At 61.6% G+C, this 16,482-nt stretch carries 21 protein-coding genes; 4 read left to right on the forward strand and 17 right to left on the reverse strand.

The window, feature by feature from the left end; genetic code table 11:
• Nucleotides 1-51: 51 nt before the first annotated feature.
• The 3 genes from EP376_RS23590 to EP376_RS08160 form a co-directional block, all read right to left on the reverse strand.
• Nucleotides 52-303, reverse strand: coding sequence for a hypothetical protein (locus tag EP376_RS23590; protein ID WP_164744891.1), 252 nt, complete (start codon nt 301-303; stop codon nt 52-54).
• 22 nt (nt 304-325) lie between these two features.
• The gene (locus EP376_RS08155) at nt 326-916 is read right to left on the reverse strand and encodes a rhodanese-like domain-containing protein (protein WP_127655068.1); all 591 of its coding nucleotides are present in this window, start codon (nt 914-916) and stop codon (nt 326-328) included.
• A gap of 95 nt (nt 917-1,011) precedes the next feature.
• The gene (locus EP376_RS08160; RefSeq protein WP_127655069.1) at nt 1,012-1,242 is read right to left on the reverse strand and encodes a TFIIB-type zinc ribbon-containing protein; all 231 of its coding nucleotides are present in this window, start codon (nt 1,240-1,242) and stop codon (nt 1,012-1,014) included.
• Nucleotides 1,243-1,359: 117 nt separating this feature from the next.
• Here EP376_RS08160 and EP376_RS08165 point away from each other — a divergent pair, with 117 nt between their 5' ends.
• Both EP376_RS08165 and EP376_RS08170 read left to right on the forward strand, forming a co-directional pair.
• The gene (locus EP376_RS08165) at nt 1,360-1,794 is read left to right on the forward strand and encodes an excinuclease ABC subunit B (protein ID WP_238928694.1); all 435 of its coding nucleotides are present in this window, start codon (nt 1,360-1,362) and stop codon (nt 1,792-1,794) included.
• A gap of 58 nt (nt 1,795-1,852) precedes the next feature.
• Nucleotides 1,853-2,530, forward strand: a complete 678-nt coding sequence (locus EP376_RS08170; RefSeq protein ID WP_127655070.1) for a hypothetical protein — start codon at nt 1,853-1,855, stop codon at nt 2,528-2,530.
• Nucleotides 2,531-2,536: 6 nt separating this feature from the next.
• Here the strand turns inward: EP376_RS08170 and EP376_RS08175 are convergent, their stop codons facing one another.
• Nucleotides 2,537-3,259, reverse strand: coding sequence for a c-type cytochrome (locus EP376_RS08175; protein WP_127655071.1), 723 nt, complete (start codon nt 3,257-3,259; stop codon nt 2,537-2,539).
• Between the two features lie 173 nt (nt 3,260-3,432).
• On the opposite strand from EP376_RS08175, the gene EP376_RS08180 reads away from it, so the two are divergent.
• Entirely contained in the window at nt 3,433-4,344 is a 912-nt protein-coding gene (locus EP376_RS08180; protein ID WP_240652444.1) for an MBL fold metallo-hydrolase, read from the forward strand.
• 70 nt (nt 4,345-4,414) lie between these two features.
• Here the strand turns inward: EP376_RS08180 and hemA are convergent, their stop codons facing one another.
• The 13 genes from hemA to EP376_RS08245 form a co-directional block, all read right to left on the reverse strand.
• Nucleotides 4,415-5,644, reverse strand: coding sequence for a 5-aminolevulinate synthase (gene hemA, locus EP376_RS08185; RefSeq protein ID WP_127655072.1), 1,230 nt, complete (start codon nt 5,642-5,644; stop codon nt 4,415-4,417).
• The gene (locus EP376_RS08190; RefSeq protein WP_127655073.1) at nt 5,641-6,069 is read right to left on the reverse strand and encodes a DUF302 domain-containing protein; all 429 of its coding nucleotides are present in this window, start codon (nt 6,067-6,069) and stop codon (nt 5,641-5,643) included. Before EP376_RS08190 ends, hemA begins: the two co-directional genes overlap by 4 nt.
• 62 nt (nt 6,070-6,131) lie before the next feature.
• Nucleotides 6,132-7,400, reverse strand: a complete 1,269-nt coding sequence (locus tag EP376_RS08195) for an NAD(P)/FAD-dependent oxidoreductase (protein ID WP_127655074.1) — start codon at nt 7,398-7,400, stop codon at nt 6,132-6,134.
• A 22-nt stretch (nt 7,401-7,422) separates the two neighbouring features.
• Nucleotides 7,423-8,082, reverse strand: a complete 660-nt coding sequence (locus EP376_RS08200) for a c-type cytochrome (protein WP_127655075.1) — start codon at nt 8,080-8,082, stop codon at nt 7,423-7,425.
• A 1-nt stretch (nt 8,083) separates the two neighbouring features.
• The gene (locus EP376_RS08205; protein WP_127655076.1) at nt 8,084-9,355 is read right to left on the reverse strand and encodes a c-type cytochrome; all 1,272 of its coding nucleotides are present in this window, start codon (nt 9,353-9,355) and stop codon (nt 8,084-8,086) included.
• Nucleotides 9,339-10,604, reverse strand: a complete 1,266-nt coding sequence (gene soxC, locus EP376_RS08210; RefSeq protein WP_127655077.1) for a sulfite dehydrogenase — start codon at nt 10,602-10,604, stop codon at nt 9,339-9,341. Before soxC ends, EP376_RS08205 begins: the two co-directional genes overlap by 17 nt.
• 26 nt (nt 10,605-10,630) lie before the next feature.
• Nucleotides 10,631-12,325, reverse strand: coding sequence for a thiosulfohydrolase SoxB (gene soxB, locus EP376_RS08215; RefSeq protein ID WP_127655078.1), 1,695 nt, complete (start codon nt 12,323-12,325; stop codon nt 10,631-10,633).
• Nucleotides 12,326-12,403: 78 nt separating this feature from the next.
• On the reverse strand, nt 12,404-13,261 hold the full coding sequence (gene soxA / locus EP376_RS08220; RefSeq protein WP_127655079.1) for a sulfur oxidation c-type cytochrome SoxA: 858 nt from the start codon (nt 13,259-13,261) through the stop codon (nt 12,404-12,406).
• 25 nt (nt 13,262-13,286) lie between these two features.
• Nucleotides 13,287-13,616, reverse strand: a complete 330-nt coding sequence (gene soxZ, locus EP376_RS08225; protein WP_127655080.1) for a thiosulfate oxidation carrier complex protein SoxZ — start codon at nt 13,614-13,616, stop codon at nt 13,287-13,289.
• A gap of 23 nt (nt 13,617-13,639) precedes the next feature.
• Nucleotides 13,640-14,059, reverse strand: coding sequence for a thiosulfate oxidation carrier protein SoxY (gene soxY, locus EP376_RS08230; RefSeq protein ID WP_127655081.1), 420 nt, complete (start codon nt 14,057-14,059; stop codon nt 13,640-13,642).
• 23 nt (nt 14,060-14,082) lie between these two features.
• The gene (gene soxX / locus EP376_RS08235) at nt 14,083-14,568 is read right to left on the reverse strand and encodes a sulfur oxidation c-type cytochrome SoxX (RefSeq protein WP_127655082.1); all 486 of its coding nucleotides are present in this window, start codon (nt 14,566-14,568) and stop codon (nt 14,083-14,085) included.
• Nucleotides 14,569-14,662: 94 nt separating this feature from the next.
• A complete protein-coding gene (locus EP376_RS08240; RefSeq protein WP_127655083.1) occupies nt 14,663-15,232 on the reverse strand; it encodes a thioredoxin family protein in 570 nt (189 codons plus the stop codon).
• A 20-nt stretch (nt 15,233-15,252) separates the two neighbouring features.
• Complete coding sequence (locus tag EP376_RS08245; protein ID WP_127655084.1) at nt 15,253-15,999, reverse strand: cytochrome c biogenesis CcdA family protein; 747 nt, start codon at nt 15,997-15,999, stop codon at nt 15,253-15,255.
• Here EP376_RS08245 and EP376_RS08250 point away from each other — a divergent pair.
• Complete coding sequence (locus EP376_RS08250; protein ID WP_238928695.1) at nt 15,998-16,468, forward strand: thioredoxin domain-containing protein; 471 nt, start codon at nt 15,998-16,000, stop codon at nt 16,466-16,468. The genes EP376_RS08245 and EP376_RS08250 overlap by 2 nt on opposite strands.
• Nucleotides 16,469-16,482: the final 14 nt, after the last annotated feature.

A 16,482-nucleotide genomic window follows, 5' to 3' on the forward strand; every position in this document is an offset into this window, starting at 1 on the left:
TAACCAGCACGGTGCAGAATTTCGGTCATGTTGGATCGAAACTCGCCCCTGTCACCCGAGAATTGGCTTTCTGATCTGTTTGAGTCCAAGGCCGTGCAGCAAGGGGCGGTGATCCGGCGCAAGGCGCGAGACGTAGAACGGTTTGCCGGTATGGACCGGTTTCTTGCCGAGATCGATCGGCGCGGTTTCCAGGTTCTGGAAAATGCCGGTCAACTGGTGATTTTCTGCAACCGTGCGCCGATCCGCCGGATCGCTCCGAGGGAGACGCTTTCTTGAAAAGAAAGCGCGTCGAAATCTTTTCAAGATTTCGGTCCCCTATCTGGCGTCACTCACCTCCGGTGATCGTCAGGCCAAGCATCTGCCAACTTTGCATTCCGCCCCGATAGTAGCTGATGTTTTCTGCGGGAAAGCCCGCCTCGATCATATTCCGCGCCGCGGTCGGCGATTGCCCGCACCATGGGCCGTTGCAGAACAGAACGACCTGGGGCAACGCGCCTTCGCAAATCCAGCCGTCGAAATCGATCTCGCAGCCGAGCTCTCCCAGACGATCGGCCGCCTCGTTATAGGGCACCGAAATCGCACCGGGAATTGTCCCGGCTTCGAATTCCGGACGGACCCGACCATCGATCACGAGGGTTTCGGGGTCCTGAAGCGCGGCGATCACTTCCAGTTCACCAACCGGCGTCACGCCTTCGGCCGGGACCATCGGCTGGATGCAGAAATTCGGACAGGGCCGCGCGATACGGGCGAATTCGCCCTCGATCACCGCGTCCTGATCCTGAATGCGCGAGATCTCGACTTCGCCGCTGGGCGTCTGCACGACGGCAGAGGCCATGTCGCGCGTGATGTTCACATCTTCGGCTTGAGCCGCACCGGTGAGCCCGAGAACCAAAATGCTTGTTGCGAATGTCTTCATGATGAGTGTCCTCCTCGCACGGCCCATCGAACCAGACGGACATCGCGCTAAATTACATGAACACATTCGCATATGTTTGTTGTTCTCGCAACAGGTCAGAAGTCGAACAACTCATCCAGAAACCCGCCGCGCTTCTTCTTGCGGGGACGCTCGTCGTATCCACCGCGATCCTGCGGGGGCGGAGGCGGCGCCTGAACACTCCTCTCGATGATCTTGTCGAGTTCACCACGATCGAGCCAGACGCCACGGCATTGCGGGCAATAGTCGATCTCCACCCCGTTTCGATCCGCCATGACAAGGGTTGTTCCATCGACCGGGCATTGCATCGTGACATCTCCTTTGTGTGATTCACTTCGGAGATGGGAATGTTTTCTGCGCGATCAAGACGGCGCCCGGCAGGGCGGCATCTGGTCACAGGTCGACAGGGCACTAGGTTCACGGTGATGAAGATGATGGCCGCCTTTCTTGTCTTGACGCTTTCGACCCCGGCATCGGCCTGGGAATTCCGGGCGATCCCGATCTGCACCCTCGACCATGCTACGGATCAGGCACAGGTCAGGGTCACGTTCGACCCGTCGATCCCCGAGTACGCGATTGAACTGACCCTGACCGACAGGCCCTGGCCCGATACATCGCCTTTCGGAATCCGGTTCGAAGGGTCGCGCCCCAACCTTATCATGACCGACCGACATGCCCTGACGGATACCGGGCGCACCCTGACTGTGCGCGACAGCGGGTTCGGGAACGTCCTCGACGGGCTGGCATTCAACGACGTTGCTATTGCCCTGATCGGAGACGAAGCCGTTGCCATCCCCCTTGACGGAGCGGCAGAGCCTGTCGCCGCCTTTCGCGCCTGCATCGCCGCGCCAAGCGTCTGAACCCCGGCCTCTCGACAGTTAACGAGATGTTAACCATGCTCGGCAAGCGTGGGACAACATGCGACGGTTCGCCTTTCTCATTGCCATATTCTGCCTTTGGGTTGCCGGCGGAAAGACGTCGCTCGCCGGTGCCTGGCCACGTGAGGAGGGCACATTCTTTGCGGCGGCGGGTGGCAATGTGGTTCTTTTCGGGGATGCGGCGCGGCCGGTCTATTACGATCCGACGCTCTATCTGGAATACGGGCTTACACCGCGTATCACGCTCGGCATTGATGGCTACACCGCAGACAAGGGCACGGCGGGAAGCCTGCTTGGATTTGCACAACTCAGCTTTGGCTCGCTCGACCGTCCGTCCAGAACCGCGGTATCCGTGGCCGCGGGTTTGACAAGGATACCCACCGGCGCCACTGACCAGACCTTCCGGTTGGGGCTGCACTGGGGGCGGGGTGCGGATTGGGGCTGGGTGTCGACAGATTACGCCATGACCTTCGGCTCCACCATCGGCAAGTTCCAGGAGAAATTGACCCTGACCTCCGGCTATCGTTTCAACGACACGTGGACAGGTCTCCTGAGCGCCGAAGCCGGCCTTGGGCTCGAGCTTGATTTCTATGCCAAGATCAGCCCCTCTGTCGTCTATCACCTGAATGATCGCGTCAGCCTACGGGCCAGCTATACGCAGGCCCTGACTGGCGATGGTGGCGGTGCGGCCGGCCTGCAGGCATGGTTCAACTTCTGACCCGGGCTATTGAGCCTGCGCAAAGTATTCGGCCAAAGACACGATCTCCTCGTCAGACATGCGGGCGACGGCAAGCTGCATCTGGGCATTGGTCCGCGCCCGCGCACGGTATTCGAACAGAATCGTGATCATCCCATCCCGGGGCCAGCCGTTCACACCCGTCCCGCCGGCGTCCCACGCGCCCTGGTGACAGCCCGCGCATTCGAAGGACAGAAACTCCCCATAGGCCAAGTCCCCCTCCATCGCGAGAACCGCCTCGGGCACTTCGACTTCGCCGATGGCGGGTGGCGGAGGCAGGGTATGTGTCCGCAGGAAGGTCAGCAGATCATTGCGATCCTGTTGGGCGGCAACAACCGGGTGTTCGACTGCATATCCGGGAAACAGGGACACCGGGTCGGAAAGATAGGCGTGCAATGTCTCTCTTTCCCAGATCGTGCCCTGGGCGCCCGCCTGCAACAGCAGGTCGGAATAGTCGAACCCCTCGACCGAGGCGATTGTCCGACCGAACATCTCTTGCAGATGGGGTCCGGTCGTATGTTCGGCATCTACGCCGATCTGGTGACAGGCGGTACAATTGTCGAACAATTCCCGGCCCGCCACTGCATCGCCGCCGCATTGTGCCGCGATCTCGTCGGGGTCGGTGATTGTGAGATCAAGCTCCTGCGCCTGCGCCGGGACAGACAGGACCGAGATCGCACAAGCTGCGACCAGACCGGTAACAAAACGCATATCAAACTCCAGAATACCAAACGTGCAATGAACTTCAGGAGCCGTTCTAGCGCATCTGCCGCGATTTCAAACTACCGGATTTCCGGCGGGTCGTCCCGGGCAGGGCGAGGTTCGGATTGCGTTCGGGAACGCAACAACATATTCTCATTACATAATGTGAATGGGAGGAAGACGTGAACAGACGCCGCTTCATGCAAACGGCCCTCGCTGGTGCACCTGCCCTGGCACTGCCCTGGCTCCCCACGAAGACCGTGGCCCAGATGATGGTTGGCGGGGGAACGCTGACGACAGTTTCGGATGGCTATCTCGCCTTGCCACGCAGTTTCGTCATCGGCGACCTGTCCGAAGACGATGCCGTGCCGATCATCGAAGAGGCCGGGTATTCGATGGAGGATTTCCGCAGCCCCTGCAACCTCGCGGTCTGGCAGAAGGATGACATGACCGTGCTGTTCGACGCAGGATCGGGCCCCGATTTCATGCCGTCGGCCGGCACGCTGTGGGACTCGCTCGATGCCGCGGGGCTGACGCCCGATGACATCACCCACGTCCTGATGACCCATGGGCACCCTGACCACATCTGGGGCATCATCGACGATTTCGACGAGCCGACGTTCTATTCCGCCCAACATTTCATGGGCGGCAGGGAACATGACTATTGGATGGATCCGAACACCATCAACACGATTGGTGAGGCCCGTCAAAGCTTTGCCGCCGGCGCGCTGCGCCGGTTGGATATCATCGGCTCTGACATGGCGCTTTTCGGCGACGGAGACGAGGTCGTGCCCGGCATAACGGCCGTTGCGACGCCGGGGCACACGCCCGGTCACATGGCGTTCCGGATCGCGGATGGCGGTCAGACCGCCCTCGTCGTGGGCGATGCGATCGGCAATGGTCATCTGGCCCTTGCCCGCCCGGAATGGGTCTCGCCCGCAGATCAGGATGGCGCAACGGGGATTACCACCCGCATGACCCTGCTCGAGGAGCTTTCGGCAAGCGGAGAGACGATGGTCGGCTTCCATCTGCCCGAGGGTGGGATCGGCAAGATCGCATCCGTGGCGGAGGGCTACACCTTTACGCCCGCCTGACAAGTTCTGGCCAGAACGAACAAGGGCCCGCCATCGGCGGGCCCTTGTTTCATCGGGGCAAACCCTAAACCTATTGCGCCGCCATCGGCACACGGGCCAGCTGACATTGCTCCCAAAGCGCGCCCAGCACGGACAACAGATGGGCGATGTCCGCCTCGGAATGCACGGGCGACGGCGTGATCCGCAGCCGTTCGGTGCCCTTGGGCACGGTGGGATAGTTGATCGGCTGGATGTAGACCCCGTGATCGCGCAACAGCACGTCCGAAATCCACCGGCATTTGACCGGATCTCCGACCATGACAGGGATGATATGGGAGGGGTTCTCGATATGCGGGATGCCCATGCGATCCAGCCCGGCACGGACCTCGGCGACCTTGGCCTGCTGTGCCGCGCGCTCGGAGGCCGACGCCTTGAGGTGCCGCACGCTGGCCAGCGCGCCTGCAGCCACCGCCGGGGGCAGCGCCGTGGTAAAGATGAATCCGCTTGCGAAGGACCGGACGAAGTCGACCAGCGCGGCGGACGCCGCGATATAGCCGCCGACCACGCCGTAGGCCTTGCCCAGCGTGCCCTCGATGACGGTCAGCCGATGCATCAGCCCTTCGCGCTCGGCCACGCCGCCGCCTCGCGGACCATACAGGCCCACCGCGTGAACCTCGTCGAGATAGGTCATCGCGCCGTATTTGTCGGCCAGATCACAAATCTCGGCAATCGGGGCGATATCGCCGTCCATGGAATAGACCGATTCAAAGGCGATCAGCTTGGGCGCCTCGGCAGGAAGCGCGGCAAGGTGCCGCTCCAGATCGGCAAGGTCGTTATGCTTCCAGATGATCCGGTCCGCCTTGGAATGGCGGATGCCTTCGATCATCGAGGCATGGTTGAGACTGTCAGACAGGATCACGAGACCGGGGATCTTCGCCCCCAACGTGCCCAGCGTCGCCCAGTTCGACACATAGCCGGAGGTGAACAGCAAGGCCGCCTCCTTGCCATGCAGATCGGCCAGCTCGGCCTCCAGTTCCACATGGGCGTGGGTCGTGCCGGAAATATTGCGCGTCCCGCCAGCGCCGGCGCCGGTCCGGTCAAGCGCCTCGTGCATCGCGGCCAGAACATCGGGGTGCTGGCCCATGCCGAGATAATCGTTCGAACACCAGACCGTGACATCGCGTTCATTATCGCCATCGCGGTTGAGCGCGCGCGGAAAGGCACCCCGCTTGCGTTCCATATCCGCGAAATGGCGATAATTCCCTTCGTCTTTCAGACGATCCAGCTCGGCACGGAAATATGCGTCAGGCGTAAAGCTCATTCTCCGATGGCCTCCATTACGATTTCTTCCAGCAGGTCTTCGACGACCTGCATGGCACCATCGGGATAGTCCCGGTGCCCGATCAGCACCTCATCGCCCATCTCTGTGACGAAGATTCCATAGGGGCAATGCTGAATGTTCATGGGATCGGCTTCCATCACTTCGCGGCTCACGACAGCCGAACAGAAGAGAAAGACATCCGCCTGGGAAAAAATCATCTCATCCGAACCGACATCCTCACCGGTCCGGTTGAGCATCTCGCCCACATGGCTGGTATAGTCGATGACGAGCCCTCTGCCGATAATGGCATTCTCCACGGCAAAGGTTGCATCGTCGAACGCCCCGTCAAAGGCATGGATGATCGGGTCATCCGCGAAAGCCGGACCGGACAACAGGCAGAGCGCTGCGGCGAGATGGATTTTCATGTCATGCTCCCTTTCACTTCGGGCATTACGGGCCGGGTTTCCCCGGCCCGCCATGATCTAGATCAACCGAACATGTCGCTGACGATCGCGTCGTACCAACCAAGGCTTTCCTGATAGGTCTGGGCGCGCACTTCCGCGGTCTCGTCGGTCTGGCTGACAAAGCCGCCGGTGCTGGCGATCTTTTCTTCGGTCGGCTCGTAGGCCGCGCCGACCTTCACACCGTCTTCGGTGTCGATCAGCGACCAGCAGGTGTTCGAGAACCGCGCCGGGAAGACCCGGCTGCCGGTCAGTTCACCCACCACGGCATTGGCACAGACCTTGGCCTGGCTGTTGGCCGAGAAGCCGGATTTCGGCATGTCGCCCTGCGCCGCCGAATCGCCCAGCACGTGAATCGCCGGATCCATCTTCGAGGTCAGCGCGAAGGCCTCGACAGGGGCCCAGTTGCCATCGGTCACGCCGGCATCATGGGCGATCTTGCCCGCCCGCTGTGCCGGGATGACATTGCAGACATCGACATTCTCGACCACGCCGTCGATCGTCACGGTCATCGCCGCCGGGTCGACCTCGACATTGGCACCGCCGAAATCCGGGCCGATGCGTTCGATCATCCCCGAATAATGCCGTTCCCAGCCCTGCTCGAAGAGGCCCTGCTTGGAAAAGCCTTCCTTCGGATCGACGATCAGGATCTTGGCCGTCGGGTTGGTCTGCTTGAGTTGGTGGGCCACCATAGACACCCGCTCATACGGTCCCGGCGGGCAGCGATAGGGGTTCGGCGGCGCGACCATGCAATAGGTGCCCCCCTCACGCATGGACATGACCTGCGCCTTGAGCAGTTCGGTCTGCGATCCGGCCTTGTAGGCATGCGGCATCGCGTTCTGCGCCGAGACGTCCCAGCCGGGAACAGCGCCGTCGACAAAATCGATGCCGGGGCTGAGGATCAGCTTGTCATAGGGCACCGACCCGCCACCTGCGAGCGCGACGGTCTTGGCGTCCCGGTCGACGCCGACCGCCCAGTCATGAACCACGTTGATCCCGTATTCGGACGCCAGCGTGCCATAGGAATGGCCAAGGCTCTCCATCGTGCGGAAGCCGCCGATATACAGGTTGGAAAAGAAACAGGTGTAATACGTGCGCGTGGGCTCGATCAGGGTGACGTTCACCTGATCGCCACCATCACGGGCGATGTAACGTGCCGCCGTCGCACCGCCTGCGCCGCCACCGATCACGACCACGTTTGGCGTGCCATGAGCGGCCCCCATTACCATCGGCGCCGACATCACACCGACGCCGGCTGCTGCCGAACCTATGAAACTCCGTCTGTTGATTTTCACATGAACCTCCCGGTTTTAGCCTTCATTGGGCCTTTTGAAAAAACACGGCGAGCGAGGCGATTTCCTCGTCCCCCAACCTACCCGAAACCATTTCCATCACCTGATGCGTGCGCTCTCCGGACCGGTACTCCACCATAGCAGTAACAAAGAGCTCAGGATCAAGTCCTTCGATCTTCGGTATTCCGGCGTCCCCCGCCGCATGGCAGGCGGTGCATTCCGCTGACAGGTATTCTCCGTAGGCCATGTCCGGCGCAACGGCGAGGACGGCCGCAGCTTCGGGGCTCAGCTCAAAGGGGATGGCCACTTCCTCCGCCTCGAAACTGGCCAGATAGGCAATGAGATCAGACCTTTGCTGACTATCAGCCATCCCCCGATAAGCCATCCGCGTGCCGGGCATAGTACCTTGCGGATCCTCGATATAGCGGCTGAGCATATCGACATCCCAAACCAGCCCGGAGGCACCGATCGCGGACGAATAGCGGAACCCCTCGATCGCGCCTGCGGCCCGACCAACGATCCCGGTAAGGTGAGGGCCCGCCCGGTTGCGGGCCCCTTCTCCGATTTCGTGGCATGTGGCACAGGCCCTGTAGAGTTGCTCTCCAGCTTCGGGATCACCCATCGGCTGGGCGATCGCCATCGCTGGGATGAACCCGAATAACCCGGTCACAAGCGCCAAACGCATATCAGCCTCCTTCGGCGGTCAGATAGGCGATGAGGGCCGTGATCTCCTCCTCGCTCCGCAGACCGGCGAAGGCCATCTTCGTCCCGCGCATGTAGCCGCGCGGATCGGCGAGGAAGGCGGCCATCTCGTCTTCCGACCAGACACGCCCCTCTGCACCGGCCTCCGCCATGACATTTGAGTAGCGGAAATCCTCCATCACGCCAATGCCGCGGCCCATGATGCCGTTCAGATGCGGACCGGTCCGGTTGACCGCACCCTCGCCGATCTGGTGGCAGGACGAGCAGCGGCGGAACACGCCTTCCCCTTCGGCGACAAGAGCCGGATCGACAGAAGCGGTCGTCACCATCTCTTCCGCCGGGGCCTCTTCGGCCTCGGCCATCTCGGCCTCGGGTTCCGCGGTAGCCTCGGTCATCGGCTCGGCGGCGGTTGGCGTGACATTGGTCGGATCGTCCGGCGTCACATCGAGAACCATGGCGCGTGCCGTGATCTCGACGCTGTCCTTGCAGTTTTCCATGCAAGGCTCTGCCGTGAAGGCCGGGTATTCCGCCTCGGCCCGGTCATCCATGAAGAACCCGCCCGCGTTGGGCATCACCACTTCGGTGAAGTTCTCGTTCGACAGGGTGAAGTCGTCATCAACCACGTAGTTGGAATAGAGGATATAGGCGACCAGCGCATAGACCTCGTCATCCGTCAGGCTCTGTGCTTCGCCAAAGGGCATCGCCCGGTGGACGTAATCCCAGACGGTCGAGAGGTAAGGCCAGTAGGAACCGACGGTCTTGACCGGATCGTCCGAGGCAAGACTGCCCTCGCCGCCCGCGATGACTGGCCAGCGGCCCACGGCCTCACCGAAATCGCCGTGACAGGCGGCGCATTTCTCGATCCAGATTTCCTCACCCGTCCAGACATCGCCCGAACCGACAGGCAGACCCTGACCATCGGGGCGAATATCGATATCCCAAGCGCTTACCTCTTCCGGCAGGGCCTCGCGGCCCAGCGCATAAGAAACACCGAGCGGTGCGGGGGCACCGCTGTCCGACGGGCCCGCTGTCGCGGCGACCGCTTGCAGGGCCGCGATCTCTTCGGCGGCACGGGCAGCCTCTTGGGCGATGCGCTCCTCTGCGGCGGCGGCGCGCGCCTCGGCCGCGGCGGCCTGCTCCATGGCAAGGGCCGCTTCCTGAGCGCGGTAGTTCTTCATCGGGATCGCGTAGGCTGCGCCCAGGACCAGACCGACCCCCCCAATGGCAGGCGCGAAGATGTTAAGAAATTTCGACATTTTCAGCGACTCCCTGCTCGTTCACGTACCAGGTCTGGATACCGTTATTGTGGTAGATCGAATTCTCGCCGCGAATCTCGCGCAGCATGTCCTTGGTGGGCTGCACATATCCGGTGGAATCATGCGCCCGGCTTTGCAGCAGAAGAGGCGAGCCGTCCCACTCGAATTCGAAATAGAAGCGGTGCATCGACTTGGTGAAGCTGGGCCCCGACATGCGCGCCATGTGCCAGTTCTTGCCCCCGTCGATGGTGACATCGACGCGCGGGATGGTGCCCCTGCCCGACCATGCGACGCCGGTGAGAACCGTCGGCCCCGGCCCGTGGGTGAGCGGCGCCTGAGGGCTCGGATTGGTGATGACGGACTTGGCGTCCATCTCCCATGTGAACCGCCGGGCCTGCCCGTTTTCCAGCAGGTCGGTGTATTTCGAGGTTTCCTCGCGGTGGTGCCACGGCTCGTCGCCCACTTCGATGCGGCGCAGCCATTTGACCCACATGTTGCCTTCCCAGCCCGGCACGACCAGCCGGACGGGATAGCCCTGTTCGGGGCGCAGCGCCTCGCCGTTCATCTTGAAGGCGACAAGGCAGTCGTCGAGCGCCTTTTCCATCGGGATCGACCGGGTCATGCCGGCGGCGTCTGCGCCTTCGGGCAGGATCCATTTTCCGTTCGTCTTGACTCCGGCCTGTTCCAGCAGGATGCGCAGCGGGATGCCCGTATACATGACGTTGTGGATCATGCCGTGGGTGAACTGGCAGCCGTTAAGCTGGGCGCCGCGCCATTCCATGCCCGTGTTCGCCGCGCATTCAAGGAAGTAGGCATGGTTCTCCCGCGGGAAACGCATCAGATCCTCGAGCGTGAAGACAAGAGGCGTGTCCACCAGACCATTGATCATCAGCCGGTACATGCCGGGATCGACCTCGGCCACACCACCATGGTGCCGTTCGAAGCACAGGCCATTGGGCGTGATGATGCCGTCAAGCTCGTGCAGCGGCGTGAAGTTGATCGACGACACAGTGTCGGCGGTCAGCCATTCGACGTTGCGGCGGACCACATGCGCCTCGTGCGGCGACGGCACGCCGTAGGGGGCTGCATCCACGCCCGGGCCCAGGTATTGCGACCAGGGTTGCTGGCTTATGTCCGTAATCGCGGGATCGCCCGCTTGCGCCGCCACCTTTGTCGCGGCCACCGCACCACCTGCGGCCAGCGCTCCGGTCAGGAACCTGCGGCGGGACGGATCGGTTCTGTCTGTCATGTCCGGTCTCCTCGTCCTGTGGTGGCCTAGCCCGCCACCACCTCGACACTTTGATTTGGATCGATATTCACTGTGCCCTGCTTGCGGATGTGGTTCTCGACCACCTCCCAGATGGGCGGGCCTTCGGTGCCCTCGTTCACGCTCGCCCAGCCAGAGACGATATACGTCTTGCCCGGATCGATCCGTTCGCCTGTCTTCAGCAGCGTCATCTCGGTGATGCGTTCGCCCTGCGGCTTGGAGATATCGATCCGGTAGCCCATGCCGCCGATGCGGACCATGTCGCCGCCCTGCTGATAATAGGGATCGGGGTTGAACAGGTTGTCGGCCACGTCCTCGATGATCGTATGGAGGAATTCGCCCGTCATCTCGGACCGGTAGGCGTTGGGATAGCTCATCGCGGTGGCGTTGAAGATATCCTCGCGGGTGATGTCGCTGTCGGGCATCACGGTCGGACCCCAGCGGAAGCCCGGGCTCAGCGCGATGTCGGCCTCGCGTTCCTCGATCAGCGCATTGCAGATCAGGTCATCCCATGTGCCGTTGAAATTGCCGCGCCGGTAGAGGAGCGATCCGCTTTGTCCGATGACCTCGGACATTTCGTCGGCGAAGGGCGCGCGGATCTCATTCACGAGTGCGGTCATCTCCGGGTCCGGCGCGATCACGTCCGAGAAGATCGGGATCAGCCGGTGGGTGATGCCTTTCATCCCGCCGTCACGCACATCGAGGTCGATGCGGGAGACGAACTTGCCGTTGCTGCCCGACGCAATCAGGAAGGTGTTGTTCACCTGAACGGGCTCGGGGATTGCGTCATGGGTGTGGCCGGTCAGGATCACGTCGATGCCATCGACATTGCCGGCCATCTTGCGATCGACGTCAAAACCGTTGTGCGACAGGACCACCACAAGTTCCGCCCCGGCGCCCCGCGCCTCGGCCACAACCTCGGCCATGCGCTCCTCGCGCACACCAAAGCTCAACCCCGGGAACATCCAGCCCGGATTGGCGATCGGCATATAGGGGAACGCCTGTCCGATCACCGCGACCTGCACACCGCCGCGTTCGAACATCTTGTAGGGTTCATAGGCAGGCTCGTCCCATTCGGCGTCAAAGATATTGGCGCCGAGGAAGGGATGGTTCAGCTCGTTTTCGACGATCTGGGTCAGCCGGTCGATGCCGAGCGTGAATTCCCAGTGGGCCGTCATTGCATCGGTGCCGAGCGCGTTGAACAGGCGGACCATGTCCGCCCCTTCCGTGCGCAGAGCCGGGAGAGAGCCCTGCCACGTGTCGCCACCGTCGAGAACAAGGGCATCCTCGCGCTCGGCCTTGATCGCCTTGACGACGGTGGAAATCCTGTCGAAGCCGCCCATCTTGCCGTAGCCGCGGGCCAGTGCGACGAAATCGTCATAGGTCAGCGCGTAATCCATCGCGCTGCCCTTTTCGATGCCGAACATCTGCCGGAAATCGGCTCCTGTCACGTGGGGCGGTTTGCCCCCCACATCGCCCACGCCGAGATTGATCTCGGGTTCGCGGAACCAGATCGGCTGGGTCTGGGCATGAATGTCGGTAATATGGACAAGCGTCACGTTGCCGGGGCCACCCGTTCCGATCAGGTCATCCTGCGTGAGGGCCTGTTGGGCGGACAGTCGGGACCAGTTGCCAAAGCCGGATGCGCCATACAGCGCAGAAGCAGCGATGGAAGCCTGCAGGAAATGACGGCGGGAAATCATGGCGTTCTCACATTCCTTTGTTTGAATGCGTAAGAGGGTAAAAGGCCCGCGTGCCTTGCGGAACGCGGGCCTTCAGGATCAGTTGCGGACGGCGGGGCCTTCGACGGACAGACCGTTGCCACGCGACATGACATAAAGCTCGAGCGCGACGAATTCGGGGCTGCCAACCGCATAGGTTTCGGCCCGTGTGTCGCGGATGCAGCCGCGGAACCGCGAATGAACCGAGACAAGCCGCGCATCCTTGAGCCGGTAGGTCGGGAAGCCTGTCAGCATGCCCATGCTCAGGTGGTCGGCGCGGATGTAGTTGTCATAGTTGTCTTCGTGACAATTCGCGCAGCTCAACTCGAGCTGACCGGTGCGGGTGTAGTAGAGGTCCTTACCCATTTGCCACGTCTCCTGAGCCGGACCGTCGATCGCGATGTCGACGATCTCGCCCCGGCCGGCCCACGAAATCAGGCCCGACATGTTGATCATCTCGGTGGAATTGTAGCCCCACGGCTCGGCGCCCATCCGTTCGGTGATGCATTCGTTGACCTGCATCTCGACGGTCTGGACCTCGCCATGTTCCTCGTCCCACTGGGGATAGGTGGCCCGCACGTTCGACAGGCTTTCGGGCCCGTCATGGCAAGAGGCACAGCTTTCGCCATCGGCCCCCATCGCGGTCGTGAAGTCGCTCATCGCGGATTCGACGCCCAGCATGCCGGGGTTGTCGAAATCATCCATCTGCATGGCCTGCGTCTCGGTCGAACGGAATGTCCAACCCGACCGGACGACCGACATGTAGTCGAGGTGATCAGCCGCAGGGGCCTGTGTCACGATGTTCAGGTCGCCATTGATGACCAGTTCATCGTTGATGATGTCCTGCGCCTGCGCAAGGCCGGCGACAAGCACGCCTCCCGTGGCAAGAAGCCCGGCGAACAAGGTTCTTTTTGTCATTGCTTTCCTCCCTCCCTGTGCCGGATCAGCCGACGGCGATATCCTTCGCATCCTCGTAGACAGACCCGTCATCGTCGTACCAGGTGAACGTCATGGTGCCCGATTCGGGGATCAGGGCCTGGAACTCGAAATAGGGATTGGTCGAGATCGCGGGCTCCATCGTCACGTCGATGATCGTCTCGCCGTTATAGGCGGCCACGAAGCGGTTGATGATCGAGCGGGGGATCGTGTTCCCGTCACCGTCACGGCGCTGGCCGCTTTCCATCGGGTGGCTGATAAGCGTCTTGATCGATACGACTTCGCCAGCTGCCGCGGAATCCGGAACGCGAACGCGGGGTCTCACATTGTCTGCCATTGTTCTGTCTCCTCTGTTCTCGTTCAGCCGCCGCAGCCGCCGATGGTCACTTTGACTTCCTGACGGGCCTGCACGAAGCTGCCATCAGACATCCGGGCGATAGCCATCACATCCTGGGTTCCGGCAAGGCGGATCCGGGTGGAGGCAAATTGCTCTCCGGCCATCGGTCCGAAATTGATGGTCGCGACACCAGGTGTCGGGTTACCGGTCGCGAGGATCACGATCGCCTCGGCGCCCGGGGCGCTGACTTCGATCGGAACCGTGTTGCCGTTCTCGGCGATCTCGGGCGCGGTCAGCGTGATGCCGCCTTCGCCCATATCCGCACCACCGGTGAAGGCCGCGATGGCGTCTTCGGTCGCTGCATGAACGATCTTCGGCAAGAACATTCCCGCCGTAAGCGCACCCATGCCGAGCACGAGAGAATCTCTGCGAGTAAGGGTCATTCCTTCTCTCCTCCTTGGGAAAATCAGTCGTAATACGTGTCGAGCGTCATCAGGTAGGCGATGACATCTTCGATATCCTGGGCCGACAGAAGCGGCGGAAGTTCACCGTCGGCAGCCTTGCCGGTGAAGGCATCGCCGGGCCGGATATAGGGGCCCACATGGTAGAAGGCGGGCATGATCGAATCCGGGAACGTGTTCTTGGCGTTGACCATGATCCCGCGAAGCTGCTCCGGGCTCCAGCGTGTCGCGACGCCGTCAAGCGACGGTCCGACCTCACCGTGGAACGGATGATCCTGCAGGTCGGTGACCATGTGGCATGCGATGCAATTACCAAGGCCGCGATTGGTCATCACTTCGACGCCACGCTCGGGGTTCCCTGCAACGCCGGTCAGCGACTGGGCTACCTCGCCGTATTCATCGAAGACGACGGCCGCCGGCGAAACGGTTTCCGCAAGAACCGGAGCGGCCAATACGATCGCTGCCACAGCAAATGTATGCTTGATTTTCATTTCTCCTCCCTCAGAGCCGTTTTCTGGCCTCGGTCCGAGGATAAGCACAGCATACATTTGCATGCAACATAATATTTGCTTTTATGAATGTATATCAGTCCGACGCGGTCCGCTCCGCCAGCACGCGCGCGAGGTACTTCTGAAACGGCTCGTCGGTGAGGTACAATTCCTCGTTGACCCATGTCAGAAGGCTCAGCGTCGTTCCCTTCTCGAAGGCCCCGGGCATCGTGGCGACAGAGGCCTCCGCCGCTGTAAGCCCCTGATCTACCTCGTGTGGAAAGAACATGATCGTAGGCGTGAAGAGTGCGCCCCATCGGCGAACGATATCCTTTTCCGCCATGACCTCGCCGTCGAAGTCGGTGACCTCGAGATCCCCAAACATATTGAGCTGAACGACGAAGAAATTTTCCCGGATGTAGGCGTCGATCGCGGGGTCTGGAAACACCTCTTCGTGCATGCGGGTGCAGTAGATGCAGCCGCGCTGTTCGATGATGACCATCATCCGGAGGCCCTGTGATTCGGCCTCGGCGAGGTCCTCTCGCAGATCGAGGAACGTCTCGCGCAGCCAGTCGGGCTTGTGCAGGCCGTCGTCACCCAGCTCGGTCGCGCCCGCGGTCACGGCCCAGCAGGCCGTCAGAATGGAAAACAGAACGGTTCGGATCATGTCGCGTCCTTTCAGGAGGTTCAGCCGATCCGCATAAAGATCGGGAAGGTCTCGATCATCCATTGCGCGATGGCATTGATGGAGTTGGTTGCAATCAGAAGGCCGAAGGTCACCAGAAGCACGCCCGTCACCTTTTCGACGACACCCAGATGGCGGCGAAACCGCGCCATGAAGGATTGGAACGGGCCGACGAACATGGCCGCCAGGATGAACGGAAGCGTCATTCCGACGCCATAGGCGAACAGAAGCCACGCCCCCCGTGAGGCGGTCTCGGTCCCTGCGGCCGTGAACAGGATCGCGGCAAGGACCGGGCCGACGCAGGGCGTCCAGCCGAAGGCGAAGGCAAGACCGACGACATAGGCCATGGGCAGGCTCAGCGCCGCGGTATCGCCCGGTTCGGCCCGGAATTGCCGGTAGAGAAACCCGATCCGCAGGATGCCAAGGAAATGCAGGCCCATCACGATGATCAGCCCGGCGGCGACATAGCGCAGGACATCGAACCAGTCGCGCAGCGCCTGCCCCGCGAGCGAGGCCGAAGCGCCAAGCGCCACGAAAACGGTGATGATCCCGGCCGCGAAGAACATCGCCCCGAGAATTGCGCGCCCCTGGATGAAGGAGCCGGTCCTTCCGGCGCCACCCCCGGCAACCTGGGCGGTGCCCGTCCCGGCGAGATAGCCAAGGTAGAACGGAACCATCGGAAGGATACAGGGCGACAGGAACGACAGCAGACCCGCAAGAACGGCACCGCCAAGAGTGACGTCAAACATGCGATCCTCCCTCAAGAAACTTGTATATTCAAATATTCATTTTATCATAAGTGTGGTGGTTCACGTCAATCAAAATAAGGCCGATCCGATGCGGCGCCTTTTCAGGACACTGGTCCTTGCGCTTGGTCTTGCCCTGTCGGCCGCCGGGATGGCGCGCGCCGAATTTCGCCTTCTGATGATCGAGGAGGCGGGCTGCATCTACTGTCAGCGCTGGAAGCAGGAGGTCGGACCGGAGTTTCCGATCACGCCCGAGGGGCAGGCCGCACCGATCAAGATGATCGATATCAGGTCGGACGAGATCGATACCTATGACCTTTCATCTCGGCCACGCCTGACGCCCACTTTCATCCTTGTGCAAAACAAAGTGGAACTTGACCGGATTGAAGGCTATCCTGGAGAAGACTTCTTTTGGGGTTTGCTCGGTCTGATGTTGGAAAGAGCTGAAATCGACCTAAGTCCCCAAGGGTAAATCCTACAGATCGA

It is taken from the genome of Alexandriicola marinus (assembly GCF_004000435.1).
Classification (GTDB): Bacteria; Pseudomonadota; Alphaproteobacteria; order Rhodobacterales; family Rhodobacteraceae; genus Alexandriicola; species Alexandriicola marinus.

Bases quoted from the DNA above. Each gene is read 5' to 3' on its own strand.
- EP376_RS08155 (WP_127655068.1), bottom strand. From the start codon at position 916: ATGAAGACATTCGCAACAAGCATTTTGGTTCTCGGGCTCACCGGTGCG.
- EP376_RS08160 (WP_127655069.1), bottom strand. From the start codon at position 1,242: ATGCAATGCCCGGTCGATGGAACAACCCTTGTCATGGCGGATCGAAAC.
- EP376_RS08165 (WP_238928694.1), top strand. From the start codon at position 1,360: ATGAAGATGATGGCCGCCTTTCTTGTCTTGACGCTTTCGACCCCGGCA.
- EP376_RS08170 (WP_127655070.1), top strand. From the start codon at position 1,853: ATGCGACGGTTCGCCTTTCTCATTGCCATATTCTGCCTTTGGGTTGCC.
- EP376_RS08175 (WP_127655071.1), bottom strand. From the start codon at position 3,259: ATGCGTTTTGTTACCGGTCTGGTCGCAGCTTGTGCGATCTCGGTCCTG.
- hemA (WP_127655072.1), bottom strand. From the start codon at position 5,644: ATGAGCTTTACGCCTGACGCATATTTCCGTGCCGAGCTGGATCGTCTG.
- EP376_RS08190 (WP_127655073.1), bottom strand. From the start codon at position 6,069: ATGAAAATCCATCTCGCCGCAGCGCTCTGCCTGTTGTCCGGTCCGGCT.
- EP376_RS08200 (WP_127655075.1), bottom strand. From the start codon at position 8,082: ATGCGTTTGGCGCTTGTGACCGGGTTATTCGGGTTCATCCCAGCGATG.
- EP376_RS08205 (WP_127655076.1), bottom strand. From the start codon at position 9,355: ATGTCGAAATTTCTTAACATCTTCGCGCCTGCCATTGGGGGGGTCGGT.
- soxC (WP_127655077.1), bottom strand. From the start codon at position 10,604: ATGACAGACAGAACCGATCCGTCCCGCCGCAGGTTCCTGACCGGAGCG.
- soxB (WP_127655078.1), bottom strand. From the start codon at position 12,325: ATGATTTCCCGCCGTCATTTCCTGCAGGCTTCCATCGCTGCTTCTGCG.
- soxA (WP_127655079.1), bottom strand. From the start codon at position 13,261: ATGACAAAAAGAACCTTGTTCGCCGGGCTTCTTGCCACGGGAGGCGTG.
- soxZ (WP_127655080.1), bottom strand. From the start codon at position 13,616: ATGGCAGACAATGTGAGACCCCGCGTTCGCGTTCCGGATTCCGCGGCA.
- soxY (WP_127655081.1), bottom strand. From the start codon at position 14,059: ATGACCCTTACTCGCAGAGATTCTCTCGTGCTCGGCATGGGTGCGCTT.
- soxX (WP_127655082.1), bottom strand. From the start codon at position 14,568: ATGAAAATCAAGCATACATTTGCTGTGGCAGCGATCGTATTGGCCGCT.
- EP376_RS08240 (WP_127655083.1), bottom strand. From the start codon at position 15,232: ATGATCCGAACCGTTCTGTTTTCCATTCTGACGGCCTGCTGGGCCGTG.
- EP376_RS08250 (WP_238928695.1), top strand. From the start codon at position 15,998: ATGCGATCCTCCCTCAAGAAACTTGTATATTCAAATATTCATTTTATC.
- EP376_RS08245 (WP_127655084.1), bottom strand. From the start codon at position 15,999: ATGTTTGACGTCACTCTTGGCGGTGCCGTTCTTGCGGGTCTGCTGTCG.